The sequence below is a fragment of the Stutzerimonas nitrititolerans genome, from assembly GCF_003696285.1.
GTDB classification, from domain to species: domain Bacteria; phylum Pseudomonadota; class Gammaproteobacteria; order Pseudomonadales; family Pseudomonadaceae; genus Stutzerimonas; species Stutzerimonas nitrititolerans.
This window is the reverse complement of the sequence record NZ_RFFL01000003.1, coordinates 353,090-364,577: the sequence shown is the minus strand read 5'-3', so window position 1 is coordinate 364,577 and position 11,488 is coordinate 353,090. Positions and strand designations below refer to the sequence as shown.

The following is an 11,488-nucleotide window of genomic DNA, read 5'->3' as shown; positions in this document are numbered from 1 at the left end:
AGCAGGTTTTTCACGCCTGCTGGACGGCCACTGGCGACTCTTCCAAAACCACGCCTCTTACGGCGTGGCCAGCCTTGAATTCGCTCAGCCGCCATCAGGCGAGCAACGCGGTTCAAGCTGACGATTTCGCCCTCGTCGAGCAAATCCTCATGCATGCGCGGTGCGCCGATCACGCCACGGCTGTCCTCATGAATCTCACGAATGCGCCTGACCAGACGTGCATTCTCTTGAGTTCGCGGGCTTGGATCACGATCCTGCCAGGCGTAATAGCCACTGGCAGAAACCTTCAGGCAACGGCACATCAGACGTACCGGGTACTCGTTGCGGCAGCGCTGGATCACCGTGTACCGCTCGATGACTCCCTGGCAAAGTACGCTGCCGCGTCTCTTAAAAAATCACGTTCCTTGGTCACCCGGGCCAACTCACGCTTGAGGCGGGCCAGCTCCTCATCTCGCGGACTACCTGTTCCGGGAAAGGCCTTTTCTGCGCCTGGCTGTGCCTCTCGAACCCAGCGTGTGAGCAGGTTCGGAGCCACACCAATCTCCAGGGCCACCTGTCGACAGCTCGCCCCTGAACGACGAACCAACTCGATGGCTTCCCGCTTGAACTCGGGGCTGTATTTCTTGCGCTTCATGAACACTCCTTCAGCTCGGTGTGAGCTTACTCGAAAGTGTCCGTGCTAATGGGGTAGAACCCCTCCTAACAAATGATAAAGTCGATCCGGCTATCAAGGCTGTGATCGTTGGGCAGGCCTCAGCGTACGCGGCAGTGGCGGGCCCCAGAGGGCTAAACGAGCTGGCCCGTTTCGCCATCTGTCATGGACACGAACTTCCGCCAGAAGTCGTGCTGAAGATGGCGCAGGCAGGTGTGGCTGCGCAGCAGGTTATACCATTACTCGAGCCCCACTTGGCATCGATTAGCCGCGATCAGCTTTTCACGGTCTTGCTGGCGCTGGGCGGCGACTATCCGAAGCTGACCGAGGTTGGATACGACAAGCCGCGCATCCCAAATACCCCTGCAGATCGCGCATTGCTTGAGCGGCTTAAACGTGACGGTATTGTAGGAAAATATGACGAAGGGATTCGCCGATTAAAGTGAACAAACGCTACAAATGAGGTCGCGTACCGACACCTTTCAGTATGAAGCGGACAACAGTTTCGGAGCGATATCGAAGGGAAATATCAACCGTCAGCCGTGCGGTTCAAGTTTCGGCTGACATATATGGTGTTTTCATGAGAAAGCCGACCGTGGTAAGTGCCACGGTCGGCTCGGTGAGGTTTCTTCTACTTCCGGAGGAAGTTCAGCAGGTCCTGGTTGAAGCGATCCTTGTGGGTATCGGTCAGGCCATGGGGCGCGNTGAAAGTGTCCGTGCTAACGGGGTAGAACCCGGTTCACTCGCATTGGCAGTCGGATGGCGCATGAGTCAGACAGCTACATGGTCAATGCCGACTGGCGGCCTTTCAATTGGCACAATCCCAAAAGCGATCGATCTACCTCCTCAGGATGCACCCCTCCTCCGCTATCCGGCCCACCATTGGGCCTATCTCAGGCGCCCCTTAATAAGTGCATATCTGTATGCAAATGCCTCTTTGTCTATGCCGTTGGTGAGGATCTAACCGAGGTCAACCCATTCGCCTCTAACCGCCTTCCTTCACGGGGAAGACGTATTCCAGGGAGCAATGGAGCGCGTTCGCTGAGCAAGGATCAATGGCTATACGTGATTGATACAGCAACTGGTATGGCTTCAGAAGACGTCCGACATGAGCGGACGCTGTTCTGATCTTGCCCAGCACGAGTGGACACCCCGTTAAGCGATAAACTGCAACGAGGTGAACCATCTACCAGTACAGCCGCAACCCCATGTATCTGGGCTTCGCCATCATCCTAGCAGCTTGGGCGCTGGCCCTGGGCTCGCCTCTAACCCTGCTGGGCGTGGTTGCCTTCGTGCTGTACATGAACCGTTTCCAGATCGCACCCGAAGAGTGGGCGCTAGAGGCGCTGTTCGGCGAATCATTCGTTCGCTACCGCGCCCGCGTCCGCCGCTGGATCTGAGCGTTGTCAGTGGTAGTGGCTAGGAGACTTGCTATCGCGTCAGCCTGCGGCAGGTGCACTTGAGTTAGCTGAATTTTATCGTGACGAGCTGCTTATCTATATACCTGAAATATGTCGCAGGTCGAGGGCATAGCGCCAATAAGTGATATTCGGCTATTCGCTCTGTTAATACCTTGTTTTAATTGTAGCGCATAGTAAGCTTATGCTTCGCTGCAGTGATTGTCGGTCTGCTTGGTGTCGAGACAAACACTGCCGTCTAGCTCCATCTCGAGTGTCGAGTGGCTGATTTTGAATTGCTCATGGAGTACACGTTTCAAATCAGTCTTCACTCGTTCGATCCCAGGCAGACTCGCCTTCTTGATGACAACATGTGCTTCCAGTGCAATTGTATGCTCAGCGATTTCCCAAACATGCACGTGGTGAACGCCCTCGACGTCGTTTACTTGTTCCATGACATTGATTATATCAGCGACGGAAACGCCTTCTGGCGCGCCCTCCATTAACAGATGGATGGTTTTAGGCAGCATGCTAAAGCCTTGCCAGAGCACGTAGCCAGCAATCATCAGTGTCAGTACAGTATCCGCCCAGTACCACCCATACAGAAGTATCAATGTCCCGGCGATAACAACGCCGACGGAGGCCAGCGCATCCGACACATTGTGCAAGAATGCCGCCTTTATATTCATGCTGTTCTTGGACATTGTGTAGGTGAGAAAGGCCGTGACGATATCTACAACCAAGGCTATTCCCGCGACCACGACCACTGTCCAACCTTCAATGGGCTGCGGGGAAAACAACCGGCCTATGGCCTCGTAAATAAGATAGAGACCGACGATGATCAGGGTGACCAAGTTGATCAAAGCCGCTATGGTTTCACTGCGTCGATAGCCAAAGGTTTTAAATGCATCTGGCGGTCTGCGACCGATCTTACGTGCGATCAGCGCAATAACCAGTGATGCGGCATCGCTCAAATTATGTAGCGCGTCAGCAATGAGTGATAAGCTACCAGAGAGTATTCCACCGACTATTTGTGCCAGTGTTAATGCGGCGTTAACGCCTATAGCAGCAATTAGACGCTTATCGCCTATAGCTTCGGTGTTATGGTTATGTTCGTGGCTCATTGGTTTTTAACCACCCTTAAAAATCTAAAAAAAGACTAAGCACAGGAAGCCAAACGGTCGTCTATAGCAACAAATAAATATACTAGTGCCTTTGTACCGTCTGACACGGAGACAGCCTCCAAACCGTTGACAGAAATCCGACCATCATCGCCCGAGTTCGTGCGCCATTGCCTTCAATACGCCGATAACTGGCTAACCCTTGTCATGATCTGAATATGACAGATTTGTAATCTTCACATCATCTTTCGTGGTTCAAGCTGCACAGCGGAAGATTACATTTCAATAATGTAATGTTTGGCTCACACTGCCGTTATCTTCAGTCGCGCAAAATTCGTTAGAACCTGTAGAGCTCACCGGGAAAGCTCAACAAGCCACTTTGAATTTAGCGAGGACTGCCCATATGAATCTGTTGAAAGCTATTATTGTTGGATCGGTAATCTTCGGCTCCGCATTATCCTATGCAGGAGACGGCTACGATCGTTCAATGAAATTTAACGAAAAGTTTCGTGCAGAACAAAAACGGATTCACGAAACCGAGTCTGGTGAAGAAAAAATAGACGGACTAGAAGCTAAGAATCCGCGCCCGGATCAGAGCAATATGCAAATAAAGAAAGAATCCAAAACTGAATAACCGCTTCACCCGAACAATCTTCGCCTCCGATAGCTTCCGAATCCCGTTGGTAAAGCTGTATTTAAGCGCCTTTCGAGGCGCTTTTTTTGTTTCTCGATAACGTACCCGTCAGTCGTTACCAGCGCATTGGGGCCACAAATCCTTTCAGTGACCCTTCGAAGCTTCGATTGGATATTCATAAAAAGGCCAAGCATCAAGCCTGGCCTACGTTGGGAGAAAACCAATATCAGCTCGCGTCCTCATCCTCTTCGTTGCGTTTCATGCGGCGCTGCAGAGCCGTGTAATAGAGCGCAGGCAATACCAGCAGCGTCAGTGCTGTCGAGGACAGGATGCCGCCAATGACCACGGTCGCCAGAGGCCGTTGGACTTCCGCGCCGGTCCCTGTGGCCAACGCCATTGGGACGAAGCCGAGCGACGCCACCAGCGCTGTCATCAGGACTGGGCGCAATCGCACCAGTGCGCCCTCACGCACAGCCTCGGATAAAGGCCGGCCTTCCTCTAGCAATCCTTTAATGAAAGCAATCATCACCAGTCCGTTGAGTACTGCCACACCCGACAACGCGATGAACCCGACGCCAGCGGAAATTGAGAGGGGAATGTCCCGGAGCCAGAGTGCAAGAATTCCCCCAGTAAGCGCGAACGGAATGCCAGTGAAGACGACCAGCCCATCGCGCAGTGTGTTGAACATCATGAACAGCAGCACGAAGACCAGCAGTAAGGCGAGTGGGACGACCAGCTGCAGGCGCTTGGCGGCAGCCTGCAGCTGCTCGAACTGCCCACCCCACGTCGTCCAGTAACCGGGCGGTACCGGGTTTCGTTCAGCGATTGCTGCAGACGCATCTTGGACGAAACTGCCAATGTCACGCCCTCGAACGTTGGCGCTTACCACCACCAGACGCTTGCCATCCTCACGGCTGATCTGATTCGGGCCCAGCACGAATTCCAGCGTGGCAACCTCAGCCAGCGGGATAAAGTCGATTCGGTCGTTGGCAGCACCCGCTACCGCTGGCACCGGAATCGGCAGGCGAGCCAGCACATCCGGATCGGCACGCAGCGTATCGGAAAGACGAACAACGATGTCGAAACGACGGTCACCCTCAAAAAAGGTTCCGGCTTCCCGTCCGCCAATCGCGGCGGCGACGGTATCCTGCACATCGCCGATGTTGAGCCCGAAGCGTGCCGCCTTGTCACGATCCACATTGACGCTCAGCAATGGGAGGCCCGTCGTCTGCTCCACTTTAACTTCGGAAGCGCCTGGTACGTCTTGCAATATCGCCGCGATGTCATCAGCTGTTTTGTTGAGAATATCCATGTCGTCCCCGAACACCTTAACGGCCACATCGCTGCGAACTCCGGAAATTAGCTCGTTAAAGCGTAACTGGATCGGCTGAGACATCTCATAGTTGCTGCCCGGCACAGATGCGGCCGCCTTTTGGATGTCCTCAATGAGCTGCTCGCGGGATTTGTCCGGATCTGGCCATTCTTCCTTGGGCTTGAGCATCACATAGCTGTCCGAAATATTCGGCGGCATCGGGTCAGCCGCGATCTCGGCGGTGCCGGTTCGGGCAAATGTACGCTTGACCTCCGGGACCTGCTCGGCAATTGCCTTTTCCAGCCGCTGCTGCATATCCACGGATTGGGAGAGGCTGGTCCCTGGAACGCGCAGAGCTTGAAGCGCAAAATCACCCTCGCTAAGGCTCGGAATGAACTCGCTACCCATTCGCATCACCAGCAGGGCAGACAGCAGCACGCTAGCGACGGCGCCACTGAATACCAATGTGCGATGACGCATGACCCAGTCGAGCACGGGCGCATAGCCATTGCGCGCCGCGCGCATCAGGCGGTTGTCCTTCTCTTGCACCTTACCGGTGACAAAAAGCGCAACAGCAGCGGGCACGAAGGTGACCGATAGAATCATGGCACCCAACAGTGCGATTACCACGGTGAATGCCATGGGGTGGAACATCTTCCCCTCGACACCAGTGAGCGCAAAGATGGGCAGGTAGACCACCATGATGATCAGCTGGCCGTAGATGAGCGGACGCCGTGCCTCCTTGGCCGCCGCGAATACTTCGTGGAAACGCTCGCTACGGGTCAGAATCCTGCCATGTTTTTCCTGCGCGTGGGCAAGCCGGCGAATGGCGTTTTCGACGATGACCACCGCACCGTCGACGATGATGCCGAAGTCGAGAGCCCCTAGGCTCATGAGGTTGGCACTGACTTTGTTGGTGGCCATGCCGGTGAAGGTGAACAGCATGGACAACGGGATGACCATTGCTGTGATCAGGGCTGCACGCAGGTTGCCGAGGAAGAGAAACAGCACGGCGATAACCAGGATCGCGCCTTCGATCAGGTTCTTGCGAACCGTGGCGATTGCCTTGTCTACGAGGTCGGTCCGGTCATAGACCGTTATCGCGCTTACGCCTTTTGGCAGGTTCTGGTTGATAATCTCCAAGCGCTGCGCGACGGCCTGCGACACGCTACGGCTATTTTCTCCTACCAGCATGAACGCGGTCCCAAGGACCACCTCGCGTCCATTGTCGGTGGCTGCCCCTGAACGCAGCTCACGACCGATCCCCACTTCGGCAATATCGCGAACCCGCACGGGCGCGCCGCCTGCGTTGCTCAGGACGATATTGCCAATGTCCGCGGGGGAGCCGAGCTGGCCAGGTGTGCGGATCGACAACTGTTCGCCGTTACGCTCAATGAAGCCGGCGCCGACGTTGGCATTGTTGCGCTCAAGCGCAACGACGAGCTGTTCCAGAGTGATTCGGTAAGCGGCCATGCGCTTCGGATCGGGCGCTACCTGATACTCTTTGGCGAAGCCACCGATCGTGTTGATCTCGGCAACGCCTCGAACGTTTCGCAGCTGCGGCTTGATGATCCAGTCCTGGATTTCACGCAGGTCGGTCGGCGTGTAGGGCTGACCATCAGGACGGCGCGCCTCGGGCTCGGCCTCGACCGTCCAGAGGAAGATTTCCCCCAGGCCGGTGGAGATGGGACCGAGAGTGACCTCCACGCCCTGCGGAAGCTCGTTGCTCGCGGCCTGCAGCCGTTCACTCACCAATTGCCGGGCGAAATAGAGATCGGTGCCATCATCAAAGATTACGGTGATCTGAGCGAACCCGGAGCGCGATAATGAACGTGTCTGGCGCAGGTGGGGCAAGCCGGCCATCGCCGTCTCGATGGGGAAGGTAACGCGTTGCTCGGTTTCAAGCGGCGACGCGCCTGGGACTGCGGCGTTAATTTGAACCTGTACATTGGTGATGTCGGGCACAGCGTCGATAGGTAAGCGCTGATAGCTATAAACCCCGACGCCCGCCATGCCCAAGACCGCCAGCAGCACTAGCCAGCGCTGCTCGATGGCGAAGCGAAGAATACGTTCGAACATGAGTTAGGTATCCGGAGGATCAGTGAACGTGCTCGGCGGAGCCTTTGCCGAGTTCGGATTTCAGGATGAAGCTGCCAGCGGTCGCGATCTGTTGGCCGGCCTGCAATCCGTCACGAATTTCCACGCGATTTTCGTCGCGCTGGCCCAGCGAAACCGGGTGCGCCTGGAAGCCGTGCGGCGTGCGAACGAAAACCGTCGGCGCGTTTTCGACGGTCTGGACCGCCTCGACTGGAACCGTGACCGGAACACTACGTCCGTCGGCGCTAACTCGGACCGTCACGAAAAGACCGGGACGCCAAGCCCCATCGGGGTTGGCCAGGGTCACGCGGGCTGTCGCGGCACGCGTCTGCTCGCCCAGCAGGCTGCCCACATGGGCGACCTTCCCCATTGTTCGCACGCCTAGCTCGCCGGCAACAACTTCGACTTCTCGGCCGACGGTTACGCGCATCAAATCACGGGCAGGTACGCTGAACGTGGCCCAAACCCGCGACAAATCAGTCAGAGTGAAGACGCTGGTCGTTTCATCCACACGCTCGCCCAGCACAATATGCTTCTCGACGACCACTGCATCGAAAGGTGCGCGCAGCTCGTAGCGGTTGCCTACGCCTGCGCCACTTCCGCCGCCCAGCGCCCGTGTTTTTTCTTGGGCATTACGCAAGTCGATTTCTGCTACGCGCAGGCTCTGCTGGGCCTGCAAATAGTCCTGTTCTGCAGAGATACGCTCCTGCCATAGGGTGCGCTCACGCTCGAACAAGGTGCGAGCCAGCCGGAGGCGCTGCTCGGCGGCAGCCAGCTCACTACGCTGCTCGGACAGCTGCTCGCTGGCGATAACCGCCAGCAACTGGCCCTTCTTCACTTGGTCACCCAGGTTGACCGAAACCGATTCGACAACGCCGGCCACACGGGGCACGACATGTGCGGTACGGTCTTCGTCGAAACGCAGCTCGCCCGGCAAAGATACAGACGAGCCGATTTCAGCCGGTCCGGCCTTGCTTAGCTGAATGCCTGCGGCACGTATCTGCTCTTCGGAAAGCTCAATCTCACCTTCGGCATGCGTTTCGTTGCCGTGCTCGTCCTCCTCACCGCCATGACCGCTTTCGTCACCATGGCCGTGGCCATCGCCTTCAGCGTCATGACCGTCTTCGTCCCCATGGTCGTTCTCAGATTCCTCGTGACCGCTTTCTCCATCCTCATGCGCGTGGCCATCCTCGGCGTGCTCAGCCTTGTTATCGCTGGCCTGCGCCTCAAGAACGAAGCCCTGTTTTACGCCAACGCCGGTCAGCAGTACCAAAGCGACCGCCAGAGCGATTCCCGTCTGTTTTTTCATGCAAGCTCCCCCACCGCCAATACGTAATGGCGGCGTTTCGGTCATTCGAAGGTAGTGGTAGGTCCGTACAGCCGCTCGATACGCGCCCAGGCGTCGACCACGGCTTGCAATGACTGCAGATAGCGCGTGCGTGCATCTATCAGCGCACGCTGTGCGTCGAGCACGTCGAGGAACGCGAAGCGGCCAAGACTGAAACCACGTGTGGCCGCTTCCACGGTTCGCTGTCCTGCCGGCAGTATCCGGTTGCGTATTTCCTCGACGTCTGCACGTGCGGTACGCCAGTCGCGAAGGGCCTGCTGGATCTCCGCACGAACGCGCAGCTCTGCCGCATTACGAAGATCACGCGCCTGCTCCGCCCGCCGTGCGGCCGCCAGAACATTGCCTTGGTTACGATCGAATAAAGGCAGCGGAACAGAGAGGCCGACGAGGTTGACGCGCTCACGCTCGATTTCGTCGTACTGGCTACCGATACTGACGCTTATGTCCGGGTAGCGCTGGCTTCGCTGAAGCTCCAGCTCGGCTTCACTCAAGGCCACTTGGCGCAGAGCCCTACGCATATCGGCACTCTCACGCACGCGCGCCAATAATGCAGATTCGCTAGGCACATCTGGCAGGTGTTCGAAACTGCCCAGCAAACTGCCAAACTCCGGTGCGTCGGTCCCGAGCAGGCGCGCTAGCATCTGTCGAGCGTTGTCCCATTCCTGGCGTGCTCGCCGCAGGTCCAGTTGTACGGTCGCCAGTTGCATATCGGCGCGCGTCGCCTCCACTGGCGAAACTTTTCCGGCATCGACCTGTGCGTCGGCGACCTTAGCAGCCCGCTCGGCCAATGACAGAGAGGCCTCGGCCAGTTGCATGCCCTCCTGGGCACGCAAGGCGGCGAAGAAAGCCTGGATCACATCTGCACGCAACCCCTGGCGTCGAAAGTCAAGGTCGGCATCCACCATCGAGCGATTGGCGTCCGCCACACCGATTCGAGCGCCGCGCTTGCCGCCTAACTCGATCGGCTGAGTGATTGTGATTGAGCGAGTCTGGCGATCGGACTGAGTGTCTTCCACCTCGAATCCTAATTCCGGGTTCGGGATAACCCCAGCTTGGCGGCGCAGACCGCTTGCGATGCCGATCTCCGACCGCGCAGCGGAAAATTCTGGGTTGCGTTCATACGCAAGGGACACGGCCCGCTCCAGTGTCAGACCGTCTTGCGCGCCCACCTCGAGCGACATTAGTGCCAGCCCGAGCCCAAGCAGCCCGCTAGCAAGCAGATACAAGCGTTTCTTTTGATACATACGCAACACTGCAGTGCAGTGCCCCCTTCGTCGATAGCGTTTCCTCAGCCGCACTAAACCGGCCAGATAGCTGATGGCTAAGCGGCGTGACTTTAGATAAGCGCGGATATCGGCCGGGTGACTACGACATTACAAATTTGTAATCCAAGGAATATCTGCGATTGCACCGCTCAAGATTACGAGATCGTCATTTACCGCTAATCCTGCGGTCATTTACAGGGGAAGATCATCGCCCGGCACTCGAACAAAAAGGCGAAGGCGTCATTCGAGCGCTGACATGCCGTATATCAGGAGCATCATCATGAGCAAAAAGGCCGCCCTTTCACTTACAGCCCTTTCACTGGCACTGGGCAGCGCCCCGGTCTTTGCCCAATCGGAAACAGCGGAGGGCTTCATCGAAGGCAGCACGCTTTCGCTGATAAATCGCAACTTTTATTTCAACCGAGATTTTCGCGACGGTGGGAGCGCCACCGGCAATGGCTATTCTGAGGAATGGGCTCACGGACTGATGGCATTCTTTGAGTCCGGATATACCCAAGGCTCGGTGGGGATCGGCGTCGACGCCTTCGCCATGCTCGGCCTCAAACTCGATTCTGGATCAGGACGTTCCGGTGCTGGCGGAACCGTCGATCTTCTCCCCTACAATAGCGCCGGCGATGCCGAGGATGACTTTTCTCGAGTAGGGGGGGCCGTGAAAGCACGGTTCTTGGGCACCGAGATCAAGGCAGGCGATGTATTTCCCGCTACTCCTGTCGTGCACTTTGGTGACGCACGGCTGCTGCCGGAGTCTTTCAAGGGTGTCACCGTTGTGAACAACTCGCTGGACGACCTCACCCTCCAGGGCGGCCGCCTGCACGCGATGAGCCAGCCCAATACCAGCAACACGAACGATGACTTCGTCACCTTCTACGGCGGGGCCGTGGACGCGCCTTGGCTCGGCTACGCAGGCGGCGACTATAGCGTGAACGAAAATCTCAGTCTTAGTCTGTACACCAGCCGGCTTAAGGACGCTTGGAACCAACATTACTTCGGTCTATCGGCCACCTATCCGCTTTCTGATGTCGTCGCGCTGCTGGGCAGCTTCAATTACTACAAGGCAATCGACGAAGGCCGCGAGCTGCTGGGCGAGTTCAACAACAACATCTGGAGTTCCAGCCTGGGTGTCGCCTTCGGCGCGCACACCGTCACGGCGTCGTATCAGCGAAACAACGGTAACAACGACTTTGACTACTTGCGCCAAGCGGACTCGATCTACCTGAATAACTCCATCCAGTACAGTGATTTCAACTCACCTAAAGAGCAGTCCTGGATGCTGCGTTATGACCTGAACATGGCGGGTTACGGCATACCTGGGCTTACGTTCATGACTCGCTACGCCCGCGGCTGGGGCGCCGATTACAGCAACGCAAATGAGGTATATATGCGCCAAGACGATAACGGCGCGCCTCTGTCCGGACAGAAGCGCTGGGAACGCGACGTCGAAGCACGCTACGTTGTACAGACAGGCTCGTTCAAGGACCTCTCTCTGCGGGTGCGCCAGGCTACAACACGGGCGACTGCTTTCGAGTCCGACCTCAATGAGGTTCGATTCATCGCCGAGTACCCGCTCTCGATCCTGTGAAGCACCACGGGCAACACCACATCTTCGTTTTTTGCTCCCTTGGTTTGAAGATGTGTTTCAGG

General features: G+C 57.0%; 7 protein-coding genes and 2 pseudogenes. 4 read left to right on the top strand and 5 right to left on the bottom strand.

The genetic code is table 11. The annotated features are described in order from the left end of the window. Positions 1-634, bottom strand: a pseudogene (locus EA795_RS21390) (IS3 family transposase); the annotation flags it as partial. A 20-nt stretch (positions 635-654) separates the two neighbouring features. Between EA795_RS21390 and EA795_RS05590 the strand changes: the two are divergent. Together EA795_RS05590 and EA795_RS05585 are read left to right on the top strand one after the other, a co-directional pair. Then, a complete protein-coding gene (locus tag EA795_RS05590) occupies positions 655-1,098 on the top strand; it encodes a hypothetical protein (RefSeq protein ID WP_205891472.1) in 444 nt (147 codons plus the stop codon). A 738-nt stretch (positions 1,099-1,836) separates the two neighbouring features. Further along, positions 1,837-2,052 (top strand): annotated as a pseudogene (locus tag EA795_RS05585) (methyltransferase family protein); the annotation flags it as partial. A gap of 200 nt (positions 2,053-2,252) precedes the next feature. Here the strand turns inward: EA795_RS05585 and EA795_RS05580 are convergent. Beyond that, positions 2,253-3,173, bottom strand: a complete 921-nt coding sequence (locus EA795_RS05580) for a cation diffusion facilitator family transporter (protein ID WP_037004926.1) — start codon at positions 3,171-3,173, stop codon at positions 2,253-2,255. A gap of 400 nt (positions 3,174-3,573) precedes the next feature. Between EA795_RS05580 and EA795_RS05575 the strand changes: the two genes are divergently transcribed. After that, complete coding sequence (locus EA795_RS05575; protein WP_003282470.1) at positions 3,574-3,804, top strand: hypothetical protein; 231 nt, start codon at positions 3,574-3,576, stop codon at positions 3,802-3,804. A 226-nt stretch (positions 3,805-4,030) separates the two neighbouring features. Here EA795_RS05575 and EA795_RS05570 read toward each other — a convergent pair whose 3' ends face one another. From EA795_RS05570 to EA795_RS05560, 3 genes are read right to left on the bottom strand one after another with little or no spacing between them, the layout of a single operon-like run. Further along, positions 4,031-7,195 (bottom strand): CusA/CzcA family heavy metal efflux RND transporter, encoded by a 3,165-nt coding sequence (locus tag EA795_RS05570; protein ID WP_020307698.1) that lies wholly within the window; start codon positions 7,193-7,195, stop codon positions 4,031-4,033. 19 nt (positions 7,196-7,214) lie between these two features. Continuing rightward, positions 7,215-8,522: an efflux RND transporter periplasmic adaptor subunit gene (locus tag EA795_RS05565; protein ID WP_013982155.1), complete on the bottom strand. Its 1,308-nt coding sequence runs from the start codon at positions 8,520-8,522 to the stop codon at positions 7,215-7,217. Between the two features lie 41 nt (positions 8,523-8,563). Continuing rightward, the gene (locus EA795_RS05560) at positions 8,564-9,805 is read right to left on the bottom strand and encodes a TolC family protein (RefSeq protein WP_122076018.1); all 1,242 of its coding nucleotides are present in this window, start codon (positions 9,803-9,805) and stop codon (positions 8,564-8,566) included. A gap of 301 nt (positions 9,806-10,106) precedes the next feature. Between EA795_RS05560 and EA795_RS05555 the strand changes: the two genes are divergently transcribed. Beyond that, complete coding sequence (locus EA795_RS05555) at positions 10,107-11,426, top strand: OprD family porin (RefSeq protein WP_084899568.1); 1,320 nt, start codon at positions 10,107-10,109, stop codon at positions 11,424-11,426. The last annotated feature ends 62 nt before the right edge of the window (positions 11,427-11,488 follow it).